This is a genomic window from Chitinophaga sp. CF418 (assembly GCF_900142925.1).
GTDB lineage: Bacteria > Bacteroidota > Bacteroidia > Chitinophagales > Chitinophagaceae > Chitinophaga.
The window spans coordinates 24,692-46,684 of sequence record NZ_FRCN01000015.1 but is presented as its reverse complement, the minus strand read 5'-3'; the positions used below and the strand labels follow the sequence as shown (position 1 = coordinate 46,684).

General features: G+C 47.3%; 18 protein-coding genes. 7 read left to right on the top strand and 11 right to left on the bottom strand.

Annotated features, from left to right (window positions below; translation table 11 throughout):
- The first annotated feature begins 9 nt into the window (after window positions 1–9).
- Together F3I09_RS27955 and F3I09_RS27950 are read left to right on the top strand one after the other, a co-directional pair.
- Window positions 10–789 (top strand): EI24 domain-containing protein, encoded by a 780-nt coding sequence (locus F3I09_RS27955; RefSeq protein ID WP_149698361.1) that lies wholly within the window; start codon window positions 10–12, stop codon window positions 787–789.
- A complete protein-coding gene (locus F3I09_RS27950; RefSeq protein WP_149698360.1) occupies window positions 773–1,480 on the top strand; it encodes an SAM-dependent methyltransferase in 708 nt (235 codons plus the stop codon). The genes F3I09_RS27955 and F3I09_RS27950 overlap by 17 nt, the downstream gene beginning before the upstream one ends.
- Before the next feature lie 41 nt (window positions 1,481–1,521).
- On the opposite strand, the gene F3I09_RS27945 is transcribed toward F3I09_RS27950, so the two are convergent.
- Window positions 1,522–1,899 (bottom strand): hypothetical protein, encoded by a 378-nt coding sequence (locus F3I09_RS27945; RefSeq protein WP_149698359.1) that lies wholly within the window; start codon window positions 1,897–1,899, stop codon window positions 1,522–1,524.
- 25 nt (window positions 1,900–1,924) lie between these two features.
- Window positions 1,925–3,301 (bottom strand): M20/M25/M40 family metallo-hydrolase, encoded by a 1,377-nt coding sequence (locus F3I09_RS27940; RefSeq protein ID WP_149698358.1) that lies wholly within the window; start codon window positions 3,299–3,301, stop codon window positions 1,925–1,927.
- A 243-nt stretch (window positions 3,302–3,544) separates the two neighbouring features.
- Between F3I09_RS27940 and bshA the strand changes: the two genes are divergently transcribed.
- Window positions 3,545–4,696: an N-acetyl-alpha-D-glucosaminyl L-malate synthase BshA gene (gene bshA / locus F3I09_RS27935; RefSeq protein ID WP_149698357.1), complete on the top strand. Its 1,152-nt coding sequence runs from the start codon at window positions 3,545–3,547 to the stop codon at window positions 4,694–4,696.
- A 57-nt stretch (window positions 4,697–4,753) separates the two neighbouring features.
- Here the strand turns inward: bshA and F3I09_RS27930 are convergent, their stop codons facing one another.
- From F3I09_RS27930 to porU, 7 genes are all read right to left on the bottom strand, one after another.
- A complete protein-coding gene (locus F3I09_RS27930; RefSeq protein WP_188133982.1) occupies window positions 4,754–6,193 on the bottom strand; it encodes a murein hydrolase activator EnvC in 1,440 nt (479 codons plus the stop codon).
- Window positions 6,194–6,256: 63 nt separating this feature from the next.
- Window positions 6,257–7,093: a DUF4292 domain-containing protein gene (locus F3I09_RS27925; RefSeq protein ID WP_149698355.1), complete on the bottom strand. Its 837-nt coding sequence runs from the start codon at window positions 7,091–7,093 to the stop codon at window positions 6,257–6,259.
- A gap of 42 nt (window positions 7,094–7,135) precedes the next feature.
- Window positions 7,136–8,974 (bottom strand): tetratricopeptide repeat protein, encoded by a 1,839-nt coding sequence (locus F3I09_RS27920; protein WP_149698354.1) that lies wholly within the window; start codon window positions 8,972–8,974, stop codon window positions 7,136–7,138.
- 3 nt (window positions 8,975–8,977) lie between these two features.
- The gene (gene dut, locus F3I09_RS27915) at window positions 8,978–9,421 is read right to left on the bottom strand and encodes a dUTP diphosphatase (protein WP_149698353.1); all 444 of its coding nucleotides are present in this window, start codon (window positions 9,419–9,421) and stop codon (window positions 8,978–8,980) included.
- Between the two features lie 123 nt (window positions 9,422–9,544).
- On the bottom strand, window positions 9,545–10,027 hold the full coding sequence (ispF, locus tag F3I09_RS27910; protein ID WP_149698352.1) for a 2-C-methyl-D-erythritol 2,4-cyclodiphosphate synthase: 483 nt from the start codon (window positions 10,025–10,027) through the stop codon (window positions 9,545–9,547).
- Between the two features lie 127 nt (window positions 10,028–10,154).
- On the bottom strand, window positions 10,155–11,339 hold the full coding sequence (porV, locus tag F3I09_RS27905) for a type IX secretion system outer membrane channel protein PorV (RefSeq protein WP_149698351.1): 1,185 nt from the start codon (window positions 11,337–11,339) through the stop codon (window positions 10,155–10,157).
- Window positions 11,340–11,447: 108 nt separating this feature from the next.
- Window positions 11,448–14,801, bottom strand: coding sequence for a type IX secretion system sortase PorU (porU, locus tag F3I09_RS27900; RefSeq protein WP_188133981.1), 3,354 nt, complete (start codon window positions 14,799–14,801; stop codon window positions 11,448–11,450).
- Window positions 14,802–15,356: 555 nt separating this feature from the next.
- Between porU and F3I09_RS27895 the strand changes: the two genes are divergently transcribed.
- Complete coding sequence (locus F3I09_RS27895; protein ID WP_149698349.1) at window positions 15,357–16,901, top strand: SUMF1/EgtB/PvdO family nonheme iron enzyme; 1,545 nt, start codon at window positions 15,357–15,359, stop codon at window positions 16,899–16,901.
- A 73-nt stretch (window positions 16,902–16,974) separates the two neighbouring features.
- Here F3I09_RS27895 and bcp read toward each other — a convergent pair whose 3' ends face one another.
- Window positions 16,975–17,436, bottom strand: coding sequence for a thioredoxin-dependent thiol peroxidase (gene bcp / locus F3I09_RS27890; protein WP_149698348.1), 462 nt, complete (start codon window positions 17,434–17,436; stop codon window positions 16,975–16,977).
- Window positions 17,437–17,448: 12 nt separating this feature from the next.
- The gene (locus F3I09_RS27885) at window positions 17,449–19,143 is read right to left on the bottom strand and encodes a peptidoglycan DD-metalloendopeptidase family protein (protein WP_149698347.1); all 1,695 of its coding nucleotides are present in this window, start codon (window positions 19,141–19,143) and stop codon (window positions 17,449–17,451) included.
- A 63-nt stretch (window positions 19,144–19,206) separates the two neighbouring features.
- Between F3I09_RS27885 and F3I09_RS27880 the strand changes: the two genes are divergently transcribed.
- From F3I09_RS27880 to F3I09_RS27870, 3 genes are all read left to right on the top strand, one after another.
- Complete coding sequence (locus F3I09_RS27880) at window positions 19,207–20,394, top strand: sensor histidine kinase (protein ID WP_149698346.1); 1,188 nt, start codon at window positions 19,207–19,209, stop codon at window positions 20,392–20,394.
- Complete coding sequence (locus F3I09_RS27875; RefSeq protein WP_149698345.1) at window positions 20,391–21,086, top strand: LytTR family DNA-binding domain-containing protein; 696 nt, start codon at window positions 20,391–20,393, stop codon at window positions 21,084–21,086. The genes F3I09_RS27880 and F3I09_RS27875 overlap by 4 nt, the downstream gene beginning before the upstream one ends.
- 111 nt (window positions 21,087–21,197) lie before the next feature.
- A complete protein-coding gene (locus tag F3I09_RS27870) occupies window positions 21,198–21,935 on the top strand; it encodes an intradiol ring-cleavage dioxygenase (protein WP_149698344.1) in 738 nt (245 codons plus the stop codon).
- The last annotated feature ends 58 nt before the right edge of the window (window positions 21,936–21,993 follow it).

Below are 21,993 nucleotides of genomic sequence, written 5' to 3'. Positions count from 1 at the left end.
TCCAGGAATTTGTTTTCATTCAGAGAAGTGCTGGCCGCCATTCAGGCCTACGGGAAAGCACATCAGTTTATCATGCAGCACAAGTTATGGAAATGGATACTCGTACCCGGTATCCTGTACTGCATATTGTTCATGACAGGAAGTTATTTCGTCTGGGGATATTCGGGAGATTTTGTCGAATACCTGTTTAACCTGCTTCCATTGAAAATATGGATCCAGGACCTTGAGAGCAGCTGGGTCAGCTTCTTCTTTATCCTGCTGGCGTTCTCCATCAGGATCATGATCCTGCTACTGTATTTTTCCTACTATAAGTACCTTTTCCTCATTCTGGGATCTCCCCTGTTTGCCTATCTCTCAGAGAAAACAGAGGCCATCCTGGAGCGCCGGGAATTCCCCTTCAGCATGCAGCAGTTCCTGAAAGATATGGCCAGGGGGATATCTATTTCGCTGCGCAATATGCTGTATCAGACCGTTGCCGTTCTGTTACTGATCGTATTGTCGTTCATACCGGTAGTCGGCTGGATCACACCGTTGTTTGCCTTCTTCATAGAGTGCTATTTCTATGGTTTTTCCATGGTCGATTACAGTTGTGAGCGGCATCAGATGAGCACCAGGCAGAGTATCAGGTTTATCAAAGATCATAGGGGTATAGCGCTGGGAAATGGTATCGTGTTTTATATCCTGATGTTCATCCCGATCCTCGGTTGGGTACTGGCGCCTTCCTATGCGGTGATAGCTGCCACCATCCATTTATCAGACAAAAAATTACTTCATGGCGCAACCTGGTAAAGTATACCTGATCCCTACTGTACTCAGCCCGGATACCCTCCATACTATTCCGGCCTATGTTACACCTGTAATACAGCAGATCAGCGTATTCTTCGTGGAGAATGAACGTACCGCCCGGCGGTACCTGAAGGCGCTGGATAAAAGTATCAACATAGATGCCCTGCAGTTACTGCTGATGCATGAAAATCATCCGCCGGATACTGCATTGGCCAAACAAATATTACTCTCAGGAAAGGATATCGGGGTGATCAGTGAAGCGGGCTGTCCGGCTATTGCCGATCCGGGACATCTTGTAGTACAGGTGGCTCATGCCATTAATGCGCAGGTCATTCCCATGGTCGGCCCTAACTCCATGCTGCTGGCCCTGATGGCCTCAGGCATGAACGGACAGAACTTCCAGTTCGTGGGCTACCTGCCGGTAAAACCGCCGGAAAGAATAAAGGCGATACGCGACCTTGAAATGCAATCGCAAAAGAAACAACAGACCCAGCTTTTTATAGAAACGCCCTACCGTAATAATCAGCTGCTGAAAGATATACTGGATAACTGTAAAGAAACTACGCAGGTGTGCGTAGCAGCTGATATAACCGGACCCGAAGAATTTATCCGGACAAAATCTGTAAAGGCGTGGAAACAGCAATTGCCGGAGCTGCATAAGAAACCGGCCATATTTCTACTGCTGGCACAATAGAAAATCAGGAATGAATTATATCTCCATTCCTGATCTCTTTTCTAATTACCTACTTCTTTCACCGTAATCACACTGTCCACAACGAAGTTGCTGACCCCGCGCCAGGGAAGTGCAGCCAGGTATTCCTTGTAGTGCAGCTCTACGAACTTTCCGCTGCAGGTCATGAGACGTTCGGCAATACGTTTATCTGTCACAGAGAACTGAAATTCATTTGACTGCAGTGCACCGGGCTGTTTAGAGCGGTAGCCGCTCTGGATAAGGCGGCCTTCAAATGTCTTGAAGACATATCCCTTCTCTACGAAATAATTCAGCTCACCGGCTTTTACCCCGCGACCAAATACGAAATAGTATCTATACATGAAAAAAAGGGCCAACACCACAAGTACGCCACCCACCACCATAAAAAGGAATCTGCGCATATTGTTTATTTGATACAGGTAAGGATTAAAGTCCGTATTTATCGATCAGATAGATCAACCCTGCCATACTGAAAGCGCCCAGTTCCAGCTCTCTCTTGTTCACGGCTTCAAAGGTATCATTGGCAGCATGATGCAGATCAAAATAACGCTGGGAGTCTGGCATTAGTTCACCCATTGGGGTACCTATTGCTTCGTACAGTTCTCCTACGTCCACGCCTCCGCCGGCAGATGTAAAGTCATATACGTCATAAGGGCGGAATAAAGGGGCCCAGGAGATGATCTTAGCCTGTTTTTCCGCCGGCATTGTGAATGAAAAGCCACGGGGTGTAAAACCGCCTGCATCGCTTTCCAATGCGAATATATGGTGCTCTCCTTTCGCTTTCGCCTCTGCCGCATATTTCTTACCTCCGCGGGAACCATTCTCTTCATTGGCAAACAGCACTATACGGATGGTACGTTTAGGTTTAATGCCCGCCGCCTTGAAAGCACGTAGCAACTCAACAGACTGTACACAGCCGGTACCGTCGTCATGCGCTCCCTGGTTTACATCCCAGGAATCCAGGTGTCCGCCTACGGTAATGATCTGGTCGGGGAATTCTGTACCGCGGATTTCACCGATTACGTTGTGCCCTGTGGTATCAGGCAGCATTTTACAATTGGTTTTCAGGTACAGTTTCATGTCTGACTCTCCTTTCAGCCTGTTGCTTAACAGCTCAGCATCTTCCAGACCGATGGCCACAGCGGGGATCTTAGGGAAGGAGTCATTATAGTGCATGGCGCCTGTATGCGGTAAGTTGTTGGCTCCATGGGTCATAGACCGTACCACTACTGCCAGTGCACCGTATTTGGCCGCACGGCTCGCGCCCTGTCCGCGGTATCTCACAGCGTCTCCGTAAGACTCGAAAGTGCGGATGAACTCGGGTTTAAAGGCGTAATTATAAAACACGATCTTGCCTTTTACCTGGTCCTTTTTTGCTTCCAGGTCTTCGAAAGAGGATACTTCCAGCACAGGGGCGGTGATCCCTGAAGGGGCACTACCAACAGAGTTACCCAGTGCCAGCACATTCAGCGGTGGAATAAAGTCGCGACGGCGGGAGATGATACGCACCTCTTCCTTAGCGCCTCTTACCCAATGAGGTACCTGGCAGGCCTGCATATAAACAGTGTCTGCGCCGGCATCCTTCAATACCTTTTCACCCCATTTTTCAGCTTTCACCATTTGTGGAGAGCCGGCAAGACGGCCCCCTACCTGCTGGGTAAGATCTCTCAAATTTGAGTATGCCTTACTATGTGTCAGGACTTCGGTTGCCAGTTGTCTTAAAACCAGGGAATCGCTCTCCTGCTGTTGTGCACATACCGGAATGGTAAAGGCCAACAGCGCAGGCAGCAGGTAATTTCTCATAAGCACATCGATTTTGGGACTAAAACTAATTAAATAACATTGTTATTCAAATGGGTTTATCATACATATATTTTACATGACAGGCTTAACACGCCGCTAATACCATTTACCGGCAATGTCAGCTTAAAATGTTATAATTTTGTACCCTGTATTAACGTAAACTGTGTTCTGCGTGAGGCGTTCTGCATTCTGTGCTAAACGTTGGCACTAAGCGTTTGGCTATAAAGTTTTAAACAACAACACATGCGAATTGGAATAGTATGTTACCCAACTTATGGGGGTAGCGGCGTACTGGCAACGGAATTGGGTAAGGCGCTGGCAGATAAAGGGCATATGGTCCATTTTATTACCTATCAGCAACCCGTGCGACTGAATGCCTTTCATGCCAACATATATTATCATGAAGTGCAAGTCCCTACTTACCCGCTTTTCGATTTTCCTCCTTATGAGTCTGCATTGAGCAGCACCATGGTGGATGTTATACTTAACCAGCAATTAGACCTGCTGCACGTACATTATGCTATTCCGCATGCATCTACCGCCTACCTGGCAAAACAGATTGTCAGCAAACAAGGCAGGATTGTACCTTTTATCACAACCCTCCATGGTACAGATATTACCCTGGTAGGTAAGGATAAGACCTATGCCCCGGTGGTGACCTTCTCTATCAACGAGTCGGACGCTATTACCGCAGTATCCAATAATCTCCGGGAAGAAACATACAAATCCTTTCAGATCGAGAAAGACATCGAAGTGATCTACAACTTCGTGGATACCGATCGCTTTAAACGCCGGGAAAAGGAATTGCTGCATTTCAGGAACGCCATTGCTCCCAACGGAGAAAAGATCCTGCTGCACGTGTCCAACTTCCGTAAGGTGAAACGCGTTCCCGACGTAGTAAAGATCTTCCAGAAGGTAAGGGAAAAAGTACCTGCCAAACTGCTGCTGGTCGGCGATGGTCCTGACAGGCCAGCTATTGAAGCTATGTGCCGGGACTTGCATCTTTGCGGGGATATCCGCTTTGTGGGTAAACAGGAGCAGCTGGAAGATGTGATGTCAATTGCTGACCTATTTGTACTGCCTTCTGAGTATGAAAGTTTCGGTCTTGCGGCCCTGGAAGCCATGGCTGCAGAAGTGCCGGTGATCTCTTCCAATGCCGGTGGGCTGCCGGAGGTGAACATTCACGGGAAGACCGGTTACCTAAGCCCTGTCGGCGATGTGGACAGTATGGCGGAGCATGCTACCAGGCTGCTGATGGATGAAGAGCTGCTGGCCACCATGCGTAAGGGGGCCCTGGAACAGGCACAGCGTTTTCATATCGATAATATCATCCCGCAATATGAAGCCCTGTATGAAGAGGTGTTGAACAGGGCGCTGGAGTCGATAGATAAGTGATTTTTATAAAAAAAGGCTGTCCGCGGTGGACAGCCTTTTTCTTTATAGCTTCTTAAGTTATTTCTTCCTGATCCAGAACTCGGGGTTTTGCTTTTGTATTCCCCTATAGATCTGCAGTTCAACCTCTCCCAGGTTCTCCAGTTCATTGGTACCAGCAGTACCGATCACCTGACCTGTACTCACCCTGTCTCCTGTTCTTACACTTACTGTCTGCAAACGGGCATAGTTGGTAAAATACTGTCCATGCCTGATAATCACCAGGGAACCACCTCCCGGAATAACAGCCACAGTCCTTACTTCCCCCTGGAAAATCGCTCTAACGGTGGCTCCACGGCTGGTACCGATAATCACACCATCATTCTCTACAGTAATACGGTCGATCACCGCATGCTGCTGGCGGCCGAAGTGCCCGATGATATGACCGGAGCCTACCGGCCATGGCAGTTTACCACGATTATTTTCAAAGCTTTCTGACAATGCCAGGGCTTCCGGTGTTGCTTCCAGTACGTTCTCTGTACGCACCGGTTTTTCTGCTTCTGGTGCAGGGGCCGGTGGTTTCGGAGCCGGAGCTGGTTCTGCCGGCTTCGTTTCAGGTTTATTTTCGGCTATAGCATTGTTATTCTTAGCAGCGTTGGCAGCGGCATTGGCGGCTGCAAGAGCAGCAGCTTTCCTCGCCGCCTCATCCCGTTTCCGTTTCTCTTCAGCAGCAGCCTTACGTTTGGCAACCGCTTCCTCTTCCGCCTGCCGGCGGGCCATTTCGATCTCACGACGAATTACCGCCTGGATAGCTGCCTGTACTTTCTGCGCGTCTTTTTTGTTCTTGTTGATATCTGCCAGCAGCTCTTTCTCACGCCCTTTCAGGTTAGTAAGTACTTTGTCTTTCTCTTTCTTGTCCACCTCCAGTATACTCCGTTGCTCCTGCTCCACCTTCAATGTACCGGAACGTTTCTCCTTCTGTTCCTGCAGGCTCTCGATTTTCTTACTCAGCAGCACACGTGTTTCAAGAATGTTATCTGCTTGTCTGCGACGATAATCCCTATACTGTTTGAGGTACTGGTATCTTTTTATGGCATCATTGAAAGACTCTGCAGAAAAAATGAAGTTCAGCATATCGTAGGTACTGCGGTTCTTATACGCATATACGACCAGCTGTGCATATTGTGACTTCAGGGTATCAAGGTCTTTCTCGAGGGTCTTAATGTCTCTGTAGGCAGAATTGATATCACCGTTAATGAAGTTGATCTCTTCGTTGATATTGTTGATAAGACGGGTACGCAGCGTAATCTTATCCCGCAGTGCCCGTAGCTGGCTCAGACTTTCTTTTGTTGATTTCTTGGTAGTTTTGAGTGCTTCGTTAGCCTCGTCGATCTCACGTTGCAACTCTTTCTTTCTATGCTCCAATTCTTCCCGCGACAATTGGGGAGCCTGTGCATGCAGCAAGGCCGGTAGTAAACCTAAGATTATTATAAACGGGAAAAACTTCTTCAGATTCAGCATGATGGTTTTAAAGATAGCTGCAAAATAGCAATTTACAAATTTCAGATACATTCCGGAGCACTCCTACTCCTTAGAATAACTGGAAGGAATAGTGAACGGAAAGCTCACTGGCTGATCAAAATCTATTTTGTTAAAATCCATGTTGATCTTCGTATAACTTTTCTCTTCCACAAAAACCCTGCGGCGGGTAGCAAATTTAATCTTATCCAACGACTTGTACTCACCATATGTCAGCTCAACCGAACGCTTACGCGTACTGTCTTTATCCATCACCTTGCTTTGCTGCAGGATATAGTCATCTGCAAAAACGTTGAACAGGCTGGTGAATATTGTGCTGTCGCAGGTAAAAGAAATCACTGCCGGTGTCTTCACTACCTGGTATACTGAATCTGTCAGGTATACCGGATTACCAATAATGAGGTCCTGCAATGTTTTGAAATCGAACGGAATGTTCAGAACGTCCTGTGCATTTCTGAGATCACGGAGATAAGCTATTTTATGAAATTTGTCGATTGCCTTCAGGCTGTCGGGTGTAATGATAGCCCTGGCTACTTCCCCGATAATAGGCGCTGACACTGATATCCAGATGAAACTGTCTTTCTGCATCCGCATGTTTGCGTTGATACCTGACATTTGTTTGGATTCTGTTTCAAAGTCGATTTTTAATTTTGCGGAGAAGGTGTTAAAGGATATGCAGTTGCTGCGTAGTTTTGAGAGCAGCTCTCTATTATAAGTACTGGCAGCTGTCACAGATGCGCTGTCTGTCGTTGTTATAATGTTATGCTGGGTAGTATCCGTTACAGGAAAAGAAGTGCCTGCAATCTGTCGGCTATGCCTGCATGAAAAGAGTCCCGTGCTTACAATACCTAATACTATCAGTGCTAATGTTTGCTTCATCATGATCTTTAATTCAATACATTCCCATTCCCCCCGGGAAGTTCGCTACTCCCTTTCGGTTGCAAGTATATACCGTTTTTCTGCAATTTTACGGGCTAATCCTACTGAATTAGCACCCTTTTGTTTGGCTAACTGCCAATATTCCAGGGCCTTATCTACTTCATGGAGGTTAAACAATATATCTCCGTAGTGCTCCAGCATATTAGGATTCTCACGTGCGTCCTGTGACCGCAGGGCTTTTTCCATCCATTCCCTGGCCTGTTCATAACGGGCCATGCGGAACAGGATCCAGGCGTATGTATCCATGAAATTGGTACTTTCCGGTTCCAGTTCCAGTGAACGTTTGGACATGCTTTCTGCTTTGTTCAGCTGCTCTCCGCGAAGGGAGAGGTAGTAACTGAAATTGTTCAGTACCAATGCATCATCCGGCTTTAAAGCCAGCGCCCGGTCATAACTGCTGTCTGACAACTGATGCTGACCTGTTGCGTGATAAGCATCGCCCAACAGGGAATAGACATCTGCCCGCATATTCTTGTCTCCATTACCATTCCCTATCTGTAATGCAATATTTAAGGCATCTATGGATGCAGGATAATTCTGTAGCAAAAAGTTCGCCACCCCCTTGAAATAATGACCCATAAATTCTTTGGGGAACTTATCTGTCACAATTGAGCTCACTTTCAGCAGTTTATTGGAATCTTCCTTGCGGGAGTAGATCCACATCAGCTGGTACCATACGGTAAAACGTGTGGAATCCAGGGTCACCGCTTTATTGTAATCTATCAATGCACTATCCAGCATACCCGCCTGTGAGTACATATCTGCCTGCAGCGCGTAGGCCTTAGCTTCTTCCGGATGTGCCTCGATGACCAACTGCGCCAACTGCAGCCCTTCCCTCAGTTTACTGCTGTCCACTCCCTGCATTTGCAGGTAGGGATAGACATACGCTACCTTTTCATCAATGTTATAGTCCGGATTGGCAAAAGCACGGGTCAGATAAGCCCAATAGTCGTCGTATTTACCTTCTTTCTTGGCATAACCTGACAACGCTATCAGCGCTCTCGGATTAGACGGATCCCGCTGAAGTACCTCTTTGTAGATGGCTGAGGCTTCCTCAGTACGGTCATTAGAGTTATAAATATCTCCCAGGATGAGATAATACCTGACATCATCCGGGTTCTGATTAATCAACTTGTGTACCTCCGCTGCGGCATCGTCCATTTTGTTCAGCTTGAGATAAAGCCGCTGCTTCTGGAAGGCCAGTTCTTCTATCAACCCTACTTTCACTTCCAGTGAATCAAACACCTCCAGTGCTTCTTCAGATTTATCTGCTTTTGCGAGGAACATTCCTTTGTTATACAGATATTCATCATTGTCAGGATAGGTGACGGCCAGCCGGCTATATACGGCAGCAGCACTGTCAAACTGGGCATTTACCCCAAAAGCGTCTGCCAGTGTGATCTGGAACCACTTGTTGGAACCGTCCAGGCTTACTGCCTTGCGGGCAAAGCCCAATGCATACCCGGGGTTGCGCACCTCGATGAACAGGCGGGCCAGTTCATAATAAGCGGTAGGATTGTTCCTTCTGAGGCGAAGATAATCTGAGAACTGTGTAATAGCCGTGCGGTAGTCGCCCAGCATCTTAGACCTTTCGGCTGAGTAAAAGAGGCTATCCGCACGCTGCTCCAGCAAGGTGGAATCCTTGATGGAATATACCTGGCGGGAAGACGCGCGGGTTGCAACGGGTTTGGAAGAATTACAGGCAGTTCCCACCAGACAACAAAAACCCGCCACTAAAAGAGGTAAGCGGCCTACCAGTCGGTTTAAAGCCGGCAGACCATTCTTTCCAGGCAAGGTCCTATTGTTATTCCGGATTGTGAACATTTATTAAGATTTACCGGTGTGGCCAAAACCGCCGGCACCACGTTCTGTTTCTGTCAGCAGTTCCACCGCTTCAAGCTTAGCTTGTACGAAAGGCGCGATTACCATCTGAGCGATCCTTTCACCGGGAGCTATAGCCTGCGGCTCATTTGACAGGTTGATCATTATGATCTTGATCTCTCCCCTGTAGTCGGCATCGATTGTACCAGGGGTATTCAGCAGGGTAAGTCCCTGTTTGATGGCCAGACCGCTGCGTGGTCTGATCTGGGCTTCATACCCGGTAGGCAGCTCTATGAACAGGCCGGTGGGTATCAGCATCCTTTCCAGAGGCTGTAAGGTAATAGCTGTCTCCAGACTGGCCCTGAGGTCCATCCCGGCCGCTTCTGCAGTGGCATAGGCCGGTAGCGGATTAGCGGATTTATTGATGATCTTTACTGTAATAGCTGCCATTGTTGCAAAGGTATTTTAAATAGTCCATAGTCCGCAGATTATGAACATTTGATTCATTTTTGCCGGGCATCCCGGCACAATCATTTGATTCTTAAACGAATAAGCCATCAGAGATCCGGCAACTTAATTTTTCTCAAGCAGGACGGTCGCATAAGCCACCACTCCCTCTTCACGACCCACAAATCCCAGTTTTTCTGTTGTGGTAGCCTTTATAGATACTTCCTCTGTGGATATATTCAGTATACCGGCGATGGTTTCCTGCATTTGCACTACGTATGGTTTGATCTTGGGCGCCTGCAGGCAAAGTGTGCTATCGATGTTCACCACCTGGTAACCCTTAGCGGTGATCAGCTCCTGCGTACGCTTCAGCAATATCTTGCTGTCAATATTCTTATAAGTATTATCAGTATCGGGGAAATGCATGCCGATATCGCCCAGACTGGCGGCTCCCAGCATAGCATCACAAATGGCGTGCAGCAGCACATCGGCGTCACTATGTCCCAGGGCTCCTTTATGGTGCGGTACCAATACTCCTCCCAGCCAGAAATCCCGTCCCTCTGTTAACTGATGAAAATCTACTCCAAGCCCAATGCGCAATTTAGTCATGACAGATGTATAAACTTTGAAATATAAGCTTTTAACCGCTCAAAATTATCGCAAATTAAAAATCCTCCGGGTATTTCCGGAGGATTCTTATATTTTAAAAAAACATTAACTATTTCAGATCCAGCTATTACCAGGTGTTGCCGCCCTCTTCATCTTTATGACCAAGGTCGAAGACCAGGGAGAAACGCAGGGTATTGGATAATGGGTTACGCTGGATACCATTGCCGGAAGGTACCAGGTAAGAGAAGTTCAGGCCGAACATGTTGTATTTAACACCCAGACCAGCTGTTACATACTTACGGTTACCCTTGTTCTTGTTTTCGTAGAAATAACCGGCACGTACAAAGAACTGATCACTGTAGCTATATTCACCACCCAGGGAAACTGTTACTTCCTGCAGTTCTTCCTTCATACCTCCCGGAGCATCACCAAAAGAGGAGAACATGCCTGAGAGGGTTGACTTTTCGCGGTAAAGTCCAGCGCTATCAGGAGTAGGCACCAACAGTTTATTCAGGTCGAGTGTGAACATCAATTTGTTGGTCTCGTCCATTCCTATGGTGTAGGCGGTGCCCAATCCCAGGTTGGTAGGCAGAAAGTCTTTATTGGTGGCAGATTCTGTATAGGAGATTTTGGTACCAATGTTAGTGAGCGCCAGACCAACGTTCCAGGTATTTACAGCGTTATTGTCTTTCTCGTAATCTTTTGTGTAGAACAGGGACAGGTCAGTCGCAAATGCTTTACCTGGTCTGATCACACGGCCGTTGATATCACCACTGGCCAGGTTGGAGTAAATAAAACGTCCAGCCAGGGCAACAGAGAAGTTATCTGATAATTTACGGGCATAACCTGCATCAAATGCAAATTCACGCGGACGGTAGTCGTAGGTAGGCATACCGGTAACATCCGTAAAGTTGATAGTACCTAAAGAGAAGTAACGCAATGAGCTGGAGATTGTCTGAAACTCATCCAGCTGATAATAACCTGACAGGTTAGCAAGAAACACGTCATTCACGAGTTCTTTCAACCAGGGGGTATAAGTCACTGAAATTGCGGAGCGGGTTGTTGCAAACGGGATCTTGGCAAGGTTCCAGTAGATGGAATTTGCGTCGGGAGAGGTGGCTACGCCGGCGTCTCCCATAGCTCCTGCCCTTGCATCAGGAGAAATACGTAGAAAAGGTACCGCGGTGTTAATGGTATTCGTACGTCCGTCCAGATCACCTGTGGAAATCTGAGCGGAGACAGACAGAGAGAATAGGATGCAACAAATTAAGACAAGGTTTACAGTTGCCTTTCTGATCATGCAATTATACATGCAATAGTGTTTAGAACGAGTTGTAAAAATAGTTCGAAAATCTATATTATCAATAACAGGGGTCTGGTAAGGGACTCGCGAATCAAGTATTTGCTTTTGATGCATAGGTTATAACACAGTTACTTTTCCGCCTAAAACCTTTGTTTTACCATTCGCTGTTACCAAGATACTATATATGTAAATTCCAGGCGACACCCGGGCGCCAGAATCGGCCGTTCCGTTCCAGGATGCCCCTACATAACGGCTACCACCATCATTTATTGTATGATGTATAGTTTTTATTTGTTGACCCATTACCGTAAAAATTCTGACAGTCACATCCAACGCCCGATCTTGCTGATTATGCTCAAAAGTGAACTGTGTCTGGTCATGGAAAGGGTTCGGGAAACAACCGGCCTTTCCTATCGTCATCTCAGATGACTTTACTACCCGGAACTGCAGTGTGGCGGTACCGGAGTTGTTGTGGGTATCCCATGCCTTTATTGTCATAATGTGCATTCCTTCAGACAGGCCATACAGTGGGAAACGGACCGTTCCTTCCTGATAACTGTCTGTTGTGGCCTCAAAGAAGCTGTTCAGGATATAGTATTGACCTTCCTTATTGTCCAGTGTAGCTATCAGATCATGTCCTATGCCATAACCGGAAGTATTGATCCCCTGTTCATCCTTCAATTGCAGCAACAGTACCGGATTTTCTCCTGTGATGCCCCCGTTGCGGAAATATTCATTGTCCAGGTATGCTTTTATAACAGGTCCCAGCTCATCTTGTTCAATATTATCAGCTGTTCCACCTACTTGTACTCCTGCATACACACCTCCCGCCGCCGTAACACCATTGGTTGCATAAAAACCAAGCATCCCCGCGCCCACCTGGTAGTCAATATCTGCGGGCACCACGAAAGTGCATGAGAATCTGCCATTCTCAACGGTCTGCTGGCCGCGATACAGTATATTCTGTTGCTCATAGAAGCCTGCCTTGGTACTACCGGCATCATTCCCACGGGTATATTGCAGAGCAGGTTTATCATACACAGTCGTATACAATGTACCTTTATAGGTGTCCTGCCGGATGCCCTGTTCGTCTTCCAGGTGGCCTTTTACCGTGTATTTACCCATTGCTTTCAATGTATCCGGTATATCATTTACCGCCTTCCCATTAATGGAATCCGTTACCACATGATACCGGGGAAAAGCCAGTGTCAGTGCCGGATCGCCCAATAACTGGAACTTACGGTTATTAGGAATATCGATATAAGTAGCGTATGTCAGGTTCTTGGCCTCCATGGCCGCCTGTCCAAGCGTCAGCATCTGTCCGTCCGCACCGGGTGTCAGGAGCTTCTGCAGGTAATTAGCATTCATCACTTTGTTGGAAGCAGAGAATACTGCCCTGGTAGTTGTCATCAGTGCAATACCGCCGCCATTCTCCTGCAACAATAGCTTCTCACCAAGGGAGACATATGCCGGATTGTCAAACGGCGCAAAGTCGCAGGTGGCTGTGATAAACAATGGCAGTTTACCAGCGTTCTTCCAGGTAGCCAGGGAACTTTCCTCCATGATCACTTCTTCTGCGAGCCGGGAGTAACTTCCATGACCGGTATAGTTCCAGATCAGGGTACCCTCAAACATATCTTCTGCGATGGCGGCATTTACTGCCGGATAACGGCTACCACCTGCATCAGCTATTTTCGGATAGGCATCCAGGTAGATCTTGTCAATATGCCCTGCCGGCCATCGTGCAGCAACGATCTCACTCATACTTTCTGCGTCCTGCAGGTGCAGATTATCATCACCGTCATCTGCCACGACAGTAATATGTTGTTGCCAGCGGCCAAAGTTGGCGGGCACATTATACCCGATGATCTTGTTCACCACCGCATCTGCCTGGGCCGGTTGCTGTACAGGCAGGCGGCCTATCGCTATATCCAACAGGTTTTGCCTGCTGTTGTCATTAATATCGTCTGCATCATCCAGGAAACCGAAAAAGTCGTCTGAGGGGTAGGCATTTACCGGATCTGTGGAGATCGTGCTTTGCCAGGTAGGCACCATATTGGTGTTTCCCGCCACCCTGTTCTTATAGTCATAAGAGGCATCTCCGAACAGTAACAGGTAACGCAGCCCTCCCTTGTCATAACACATCTTCACAAAATCTCTGACAGCAACAGGATCGGCAGTACCTGAGCCAAACTCGTTATAGATCTCATTCACTGTCACCACTTTCACCGTCAGCCCGTCATGTGTGCCGTGCCAGGCAGCCAGCCTGGTGGCAGCAGCCTGTAAAGCAGGGGTAGTCACTATCAGCATGTCTGCAGTACCGATGCCATGCAGATCCTGACTGGTTACAGCGCCAGCAATTACTGGCTGTAAATATCCCTGTCCTGTGAAGGCTGCATATTCATGCAGAATACCACAATCCCTTGTAAAAGAAAGCGTGGAGCCTGCCAGCTGGGTTTTGACCTTCACTGGTTGCTGCGGGTCTGTCACATCGAGGACAACAGTCTGACTACCGGCCTGCTCCAGTCTGAACTGTGCGTTCTGGCCGGGACTTACGGAAACCATATCCCTGAAAAAGAGCGGCTCCCGCGCGGGCAGCTGCAGCGGACACCGGGCCTGTATGGTCAGATAGTCCAACCATCCCTGCGCCCCGCTTCCTCCAGGTGTGAAGCTAAGTGTGACGGGGACTGTTGTGCCTGCAGGCGTTGTAGTATAGTATCCCGTTGCTACTGAAGCAAAAGCCTCAAATATATTTCCGCTCACGGGCGATAATGACAAAGAACCCAGCATATTATTTCCTGCCTGTATGGAGAAACGGCTGGTACCGATCCCCCTGGCGGCCACCCTGGCTCCTATCTTCAGTGAGAAAGGAGTCAGTGGTAATGAAAAGTTGATATTGCGTAACGGCTGCACACTGCTGAATACAGTGCCCCACCATTGTTTGCCGCTGCCCAGGAAGTTGATGCTGTCGTTCTCATAAAAAGCGTGATAGTCAAAGCTGTTGACAATCACACCGGCAGCCGGTGTTGCAGCATCCTGGGCGATCCTTTTCCCCGGAGTACTGCCGGTGGTCAGGAAGTACCAGGCCGTATCCGAGTAAAGATTGGCCGTATGTACGAAATTATTACCGTGGTATTGCCAGCTATGTGGACCCGGCGCATAGAACAGGAGGTAGTCTCCCTCTTCCAACAGCGCCACTTCCGGCAGATCGTCGTGCCTTGATATGGCATTGTTTTCAGGCAGCATACGTCCCCCGGTGCCATATAGTCTGACGCTTTTCAGATCAGTACTCATTCCCATGCTGGTGAGCAGGGCTTTATCTATTTTATAAATGCCTTCCCGGGTAATTGCCAGTTTTTGCCAGCTGCCGGAAGAAAGCACGGAATGTGCGGTGTAGGGGCCTCCTCTCCCGTTACCCCCTGATACCCATTGGCAAAGGAGTAATAAGAAAGAGAAGGGAATAAACTTCATAGCGGGTATTTGCGCAAACATAGCAATTATAAACTATATTTATAGGGCGAAATCGACCATTGCGGCTGTTGTCACGAAATGTCTGCATCTGCCCTTCGGATTGTATTTCAGTTTTTTATAACATGTGAATATACGACAGCGGGACATTTTATGACATACTATTTCAAACACTATAATAAGTAGCCATTATCCGGCGTTTTATTGACGGGAGGACTATTTTTGTTCCTGTTGTCAGTAAAGTATGCTGTATGTCGGAATTAAGAGGGAATAAGCAAGGAAGTAAGAGTATATTTACACAGAACCATACCATGTATCTATGAGTCATCAACCAGAAGCCAGCTACTGCCAACCAGCCACCAGAAAGCACTGACGGTCATTACAGTTAAGATAAACTTAATACGTAGTCCGGACAGACCTCTGAATCGTAAAACACTGATTTTAAATAAGATAAACTCTAATAACCGGTGAATGCTTACAGATTAATTATTTTTACTATAAAATAAATTATACTACATTTGCGTTTACCATAAACATCAAATAAAAAAGCTGAATCGCATGCATAGATTAACCTCTGTCTCAATGCTCTTAGGCGCCAGTATAATTATGTCGATGTCTGCCTGTAAAAACGGTGGCCCTTTCGGCAAAAAGAAGGAGAAATCCACAGCTACTGGCTGGAATTACAATGATCCTAAGATGGGTGGTTTCAGTGTGGCCAAAAGTAAAGACCAGCAGACTGGTCCGGGTCTTGTTTTCGTGCAGGGCGGTACCTTCGCCATGGGAGCGACAGAACAGGACGTTATGGCCGACTGGAATAACATTCCAAGACGTATTACTGTTTCTTCATTCTACATCGATGAAACAGAAGTTGCCAACGTTCACTATCGTGAATATCTGTACTGGCTGCGTCGTATGTACGACGAGTCCTTCCCGGACGTATACCGCAAAGCTTTACCAGATACCCTGGTATGGCGTAGCGAACTGGCGTACAACGAACCGCTGGTAGAATATTACTTCCGTCACCCTGCTTACAACGATTATCCGGTAGTAGGTGTGAACTGGAAACAGGCTGTTGACTATTGTAAATGGCGCTCCAACCGTGTGAACGAAAAGATGCTGATCGACAAAGGGTTGCTGTCCAAAAACGATATGAAGAACCAGGCTGATGATAACACCTTCGATACCAAGTCATATACTGCGGGCCTTTATGAAGGTATCCCTGGTAATATGTCCAAGAGTACCAAGGCACAGTTCAGAAACGCTGATGGTTCTCCACGTACTGCTCAATTCGAAGATGGTGTAATGTTACCAAACTACCGCCTCCCAACAGAAGCTGAATGGGAATATGCGGCACTGGGTTACATCGGTCAGAACCCTGGCCCTTCCAAGAAAGAAGGTAAACGTGGTGAGGAGTTGATCATGAACAAACAGGTTTATTCCTGGGGAACTAACACAAGTGGTCTGAGAGACATCCGCCGTGGTGCATGGCAGGGTCAGTTCCTGGCGAACTTCAAACGTGGTTCCGGTGATAACATGGGTATGGCAGGTGGTCTGAACGACCGTGCGTCTATCCCTGGTCCTGTAATTGCTTTCTTCCCGAACACTTTCGGTATCTATAACATGTCAGGTAACGTGAGCGAGTGGGTACTGGACGTTTACCGTCCGCTGAACCCGATCGACGGTGATGACTTCAACTACTTCCGTGGTAACAAGTTCCAGACTACTTATATGAACGGCGAAAACGAACCTGAAAAGGACAGCCTGGGTCACCTGAAAATGCGTGATGTAACCGACGAAGAAAGTGCTAACCGTCTTAACTACCAGAAAGGTGATGTTATCAACTATCTCGATGGTGACTCCCTCTCTAACGTAGAATACGGTTACGGCATTACCTCTCTGATCAACGACAAATCTCACGTTGTAAAAGGTGGTAGCTGGAACGATCGCGCTTACTGGCTATCTCCAGGTGCACGCCGTTACATGCAGGAAGATATGGCCACCAACACTGTAGGTTTCCGTTGCGCAATGGACCGTGTGGGTAGCCCTGAAGGTAACAAGTTCAAAACTGGTCAGCTGTTCAAGAAACAACGCCAAAAGAGATAGTGCTAATTAGAGCACATAAAAAAATCCCTCCTGTCGACCAGGAGGGATTTTTTTATTGGTAATAGTCTCTTTATTATTTCCAGATCTCCAGGATCTCTTCTGTATGATTTTTGGTATCCGGCTTCACAATAATCTTGTCTATCATACCCGATTCATTGATGAGGAAAGTAGTACGGTGTGTACCGTCATAAATACGCCCCATGAACTTCTTCTCTCCCCATACACCATATTGCGTATGAATGGTACGGTCTTCATCTGCCAGTAAAGGGAAAGGCAGATCATATTTCTCCGTAAACTTCTTATGTCGCTTTTCACTGTCTGTACTCACGCCCACTACTGCATACCCTTTCTTCAGCAACACATGATAGTTGTCCCTCAGGTTACACGCCTGGTTCGTACAACCGGGCGTCATATCCTTCGGATAAAAATATAGTATCACCTTCTTTCCCTTCAGATCGGCCAGCGAAACCTCTTTACCTTCCTGATCTATCCCCTTAAAAACGGGCGCTTTATCTCCTTCTTTCAAATGTGTCATATTCTCTTTCCTCTATCTCGTAAATGTGATCGTCTGTTCTTTGGTGTTACCGGCAATATCTGTCACCAACATGCGCAGGCTGTGTTTACCCGGCTTGCAATGCTCGTCAAAAGTATAAGAGATAACATTACCTCTGCGGGCGAACATCAGCCATTTGCCATCGAGCTCTGCCCGGTAGGCTTTAATACCGCTGTCATCGTTGATAGCGAAAGATAATTTCGCCGCCTTTGACAGGTTAGCTCCGTTCTTCGCTCCCAGCAGAGCAATTTTAGGCGCGATAGTATCCACTTCCAGGTGGAAATTGCCAAACTCACGGAACTGCCCAACATACCAGCCCTTTTCCAGTGTAGTACCAGCAATGGTCTCTCCCAGCCCCTCACGTACCATCACTACCTTATGCTGTTGCGCAGCCGGTATGGGTCTGTCAGGCTTTATATGCAGGGTAAAATTGCTATGCAATGGCACCAATGCTGTATGAAGGCGGAAAATGGAAGACACGGACTTTGACTTTTCTCCTGCCGGAATTTCAGCATAGTTAAAGCAGATCCTGTCGTACAGTGAATTTTCCTCCAGGAAAAATTCCACCTGGTTATTCTCGAAGATATTGCGGGATTCCGCATACATCGTATTGGCGCATTTGGTAGGTTCCGGTGCATCTCCACTCTGCTGCAGGGTGAATTTTACAGTGGAAGAATTACCATAGGCATCCTTCACCAGCAATTTTACCGGATGTGGCGTACCGTCTGACAGATCAATGGTTCCATCTCCCTGTACATCCTTGTAGATCTCCAGCTTATTGCCCGGCACAGAAAACAGCAGTTGCAGCCAGGGGCCACCGCCTTTTCTTATTTTATAGTCCGTATGTGCATTTATATAGCGAGACTCTTCAAAACCGATATTATCGATCTGGAAACCGCTGTTAGGCACATCCCTATCAAACATTACCACTTCATAGATACCGTAATTATTAGGCACATTGCTCATACGGTCCACCGCATTCAGCCCTATTCCGGCCGATGCGCTTTTTACCCTGATCAATGGCGTAGCAGGGACATATTCACCATTCACCTTCTTTACCGGCAGTATGGTAGGTGTCTGGTCATAAATGCTCCTGTCCATATCATAAAGGGCAATCCTGAACACCTCAGGGGCTTTGGTATCGGGGATGTCGAAACCGAAAAGCATGGGGTTCAGCGGATGCTCGGTATGGGTATCCCTGATCTCAAAATGCACGTGTGGCCCGCCTGAAGCACCGGTATTACCGCTCCATGCCACAAAATCGCCTTTCTTTACAGGGAATTTGTCTGCCGGGATCTTCAGGTCTGTCGCCCAACTCTCCGCAGCGTACTGCTGCTGCTTCACATACTGCTCCAGGGCAGGGAAAAAGCGATTCAGGTGGCCATAGGCTGTAGTATACCCATTAAGGTGCGTAATGTACAACACGTTCCCATAACCGGTATGAGATACGCCAATCCTGCTTACATATCCATCTGCGGCTGCATACACAGGCAGATTTTCCTTCTGTTGGGTCTTAATGTCTATGCCCGCGTGAAAATGGTTGGGACGAAGCTCTCCGTAGTTACCCGCAAGTTGGATAGGCACAGCCAGCGGATTGCGGAAATATCCCTGTGGATAGTTCTTTTCCGGTAACTGAGCGTGTAACAGCTGAGGTAATAAGATGCATAACCCGAATATCCGTTTTATCATGACGCAAAAATAAGGGGAAATCAATATCCTCTAAATCCTAATTTTGTGCCTTAACAGCCCATTATGAAAGGTAGACTTAGTCAGGTGCTCATACATATTGCCGGTTGCGTTACTTTTCTGGCGTTGCCGATCGTTTTCTCCCCGGATGCCAGTAACCTGTCTGATCTGTGGAAATATCCTCCTGCCCTGAAAGATTTTCTTGCCTACCTGGCATTGCTGCTGTTCTTTTATTTCAATTATTTCTGGCTGATCCCTAATTACTATTTCAAACGCAAATACGCCGGTCTCTCGCTGATCGCTTCTTTATGCTTTGTGACGATAGTGCTGGTACCTAATCTGCTGATCGGTTTCCAGGGTGGCCCTCCCCGCGCGGGATATGAATGGCCGGCCAACAATCCGATGCCCCAGCCTTCAGATCGCCCGCCGAGACAATTTAATCCGTCACCGACTCCGCCGCCGGCAGACAGTATCCCGCCTTACGGACAGGAATCTCCGCCGCCGGCAGACCGCGCATTCCCTCCACCCGACAAATTTCATGGCCTGGGCCCACATGAGCAGGTATCCCGGTCATTGTTGCTGGACGTAAGTCACCAGATGTTCCTTTTCCTCGCAGTATTCTTTTTCTCCCTTATCCTGAAAATAAACTACCGCTGGCGGCAGACAGAAAAAGAGAAACTGAATGCAGAGCTGTCTTACCTGAAAGCACAGATCAATCCACACTTTCTGTTTAATATTCTGAATACCATCTACTCTCTCGCCATTGATAAGTCGGACCAGACAGGCACTGCGGTCGTCAAACTGTCGCAGATGATGCGTTATGTAATCAGTGATGCCGGCAATCATCTCGTGCCACTATCCAGGGAGATTGATTATCTCGGTAATTATATTGAACTGCAAAAAATGCGTTTCGGAGATTCGGTACCTTTGTCATTTACAGTGACGGGCAAGGCTACCGGGCAACTGATCGCCCCTTTGATCCTGATTTCTTTTGTAGAAAATGCCTTTAAGCATGGTGTGAATGCAGCCGAAAATACGGATATTCGGATTACAGTAAACATTGATGAAAAACAGCTGCATTTTACTGCCTTCAACAATAAAGTGACTGTGCAGGAAATACCAGAAACAACAGGCGGGCTCGGAATAGAAAATACCCGCAAACGCCTGCAGTTATTATATCCCGGCAGTCATACACTATTGATCCGGGATGAGGAACATTATTTTGAAGTATCTCTTTCATTGCAATTAACATGACCTTACAAGCCATTGCAATAGATGATGAATTGCCGGCATTAAAGCTGATACAGAACTTCTGTGCGAAAGTGGATTTCATACAGCTGCAGAAGACATTCAATGTGCCCGAAGATGCATTGAAGTATATCACCCAATATCCGGTAGACCTGCTTTTCCTCGATATCAATATGCCTTCTGTAAGTGGTATTGATTTGTACCGTTCTATACAGCAACAGGCACTGGTGATCTTCACAACAGCTCACAGCGAATATGCGGTGGAGGGATTTAATCTCAATGCTGTGGATTACCTGCTGAAGCCTTTCACCTTTGAGCGCTTCCTGCAGGCCGTACAAAAAGCGCAACACGTGAGGCAATTCAACCAGTCGCATCCTACCACACCACCTCCGCTCATATTCAGGGTGGATTATGGCCTGACAAGAGTACAGATCTCAGATATTCTCTTTGTAGAAGGCCTCGACGATTACCTGAAAATACACCTCTATCAACAGCCCCCGCTGATAGTCAGAATGACAATGAAAGTGCTGCTGGAAAAACTGCCCCCACAGTCATTCATCAGGGTACATCGTTCCTACATTGTAGCCATGGACCGCATAGAACAGGTACGTAATAAAACTATCCTGATAGGTGGTAGTGAAATACCTGTAGGCAGCAGTTATGAAGATGCTTTCTTCAGCCAGTTCCGGCGGCGCTAGCCCATTCACCGCAACATATAGATGCTTGACCGCAATCTTATGGCCATGTCCCGTATTTAAAAAATATTTGTGTTGGTAATACAGTTATATCAGTGAACAAACCAACTCAATATGGAAAGAAAAGATTTTCTCAGGAACGGGATGGGCATACTGGGCCTGGCTTCCATCGTACCTATGCTTAACGCATGCGGCAAAGACGATAATACAACCGGTACAGATACCGACACGTCCACAGGAACTGATACTGAAACTGGTGGAACCTGTACCGTATCTGATACTGAAACAGACGGGCCGTATCCGCTGTATAGCAGCAGAGGGTCTTCCATACAACGTGTGGATATTACAGATGGTAAAACCGGCCTGCCGCTGAGTCTTGTTATCACCGTACGCAATGTGAAAGATAGTTGTAAGGTAGTGAGCAATGCACGTGTGGACATCTGGCATTGTGATAAGGACGGTTACTATTCAGGATACAGCAACACCGGTTATCTGGGCACGCAGGACAATACAGCCCTGGTCTTCTGCCGTGGCCTGCAATATACAGACAGCGCCGGACAGGTAAAGTTCACTTCTATCTACCCAGGTTGGTATACCGGCCGCGTAACACATATCCATGCGCAGATCTATGTGGACAGCTCATTGAAACTGACCACGCAGATCGCCTTTCCAGACGCAATCAATACGGCTGTTTATAAAACATCGCTTTACAGTGCACATGGCCAGAATTCAATCACCAATGCACAGGACAATATCATTATGGATTCACTGGATAATGAACTTGCAACTGTCACAGCGAATAGCACCACAGGAGGGTATGACCTGACACATACCATCTACATTTCTGCTTAAGTAACTTGTGAGCACTTGTTATGAAAGCAAAAAGGACCGGCAATAAACCGGTCCTTTT

Excerpts from the sequence above, each read along its gene's own strand:
- F3I09_RS27950 (WP_149698360.1), top strand. The coding sequence starts at position 773 with ATGGCGCAACCTGGTAAAGTATACCTGATCCCTACTGTACTCAGCCCG.
- F3I09_RS27945 (WP_149698359.1), bottom strand. The coding sequence starts at position 1,899 with ATGCGCAGATTCCTTTTTATGGTGGTGGGTGGCGTACTTGTGGTGTTG.
- F3I09_RS27940 (WP_149698358.1), bottom strand. The coding sequence starts at position 3,301 with ATGAGAAATTACCTGCTGCCTGCGCTGTTGGCCTTTACCATTCCGGTA.
- bshA (WP_149698357.1), top strand. The coding sequence starts at position 3,545 with ATGCGAATTGGAATAGTATGTTACCCAACTTATGGGGGTAGCGGCGTA.
- F3I09_RS27930 (WP_188133982.1), bottom strand. The coding sequence starts at position 6,193 with ATGCTGAATCTGAAGAAGTTTTTCCCGTTTATAATAATCTTAGGTTTA.
- F3I09_RS27925 (WP_149698355.1), bottom strand. The coding sequence starts at position 7,093 with ATGATGAAGCAAACATTAGCACTGATAGTATTAGGTATTGTAAGCACG.
- F3I09_RS27920 (WP_149698354.1), bottom strand. The coding sequence starts at position 8,974 with ATGTTCACAATCCGGAATAACAATAGGACCTTGCCTGGAAAGAATGGT.
- dut (WP_149698353.1), bottom strand. The coding sequence starts at position 9,421 with ATGGCAGCTATTACAGTAAAGATCATCAATAAATCCGCTAATCCGCTA.
- ispF (WP_149698352.1), bottom strand. The coding sequence starts at position 10,027 with ATGACTAAATTGCGCATTGGGCTTGGAGTAGATTTTCATCAGTTAACA.
- porV (WP_149698351.1), bottom strand. The coding sequence starts at position 11,339 with ATGTATAATTGCATGATCAGAAAGGCAACTGTAAACCTTGTCTTAATT.
- porU (WP_188133981.1), bottom strand. The coding sequence starts at position 14,801 with ATGAAGTTTATTCCCTTCTCTTTCTTATTACTCCTTTGCCAATGGGTA.
- F3I09_RS27895 (WP_149698349.1), top strand. The coding sequence starts at position 15,357 with ATGCATAGATTAACCTCTGTCTCAATGCTCTTAGGCGCCAGTATAATT.
- bcp (WP_149698348.1), bottom strand. The coding sequence starts at position 17,436 with ATGACACATTTGAAAGAAGGAGATAAAGCGCCCGTTTTTAAGGGGATA.
- F3I09_RS27885 (WP_149698347.1), bottom strand. The coding sequence starts at position 19,143 with ATGATAAAACGGATATTCGGGTTATGCATCTTATTACCTCAGCTGTTA.
- F3I09_RS27880 (WP_149698346.1), top strand. The coding sequence starts at position 19,207 with ATGAAAGGTAGACTTAGTCAGGTGCTCATACATATTGCCGGTTGCGTT.
- F3I09_RS27875 (WP_149698345.1), top strand. The coding sequence starts at position 20,391 with ATGACCTTACAAGCCATTGCAATAGATGATGAATTGCCGGCATTAAAG.
- F3I09_RS27870 (WP_149698344.1), top strand. The coding sequence starts at position 21,198 with ATGGAAAGAAAAGATTTTCTCAGGAACGGGATGGGCATACTGGGCCTG.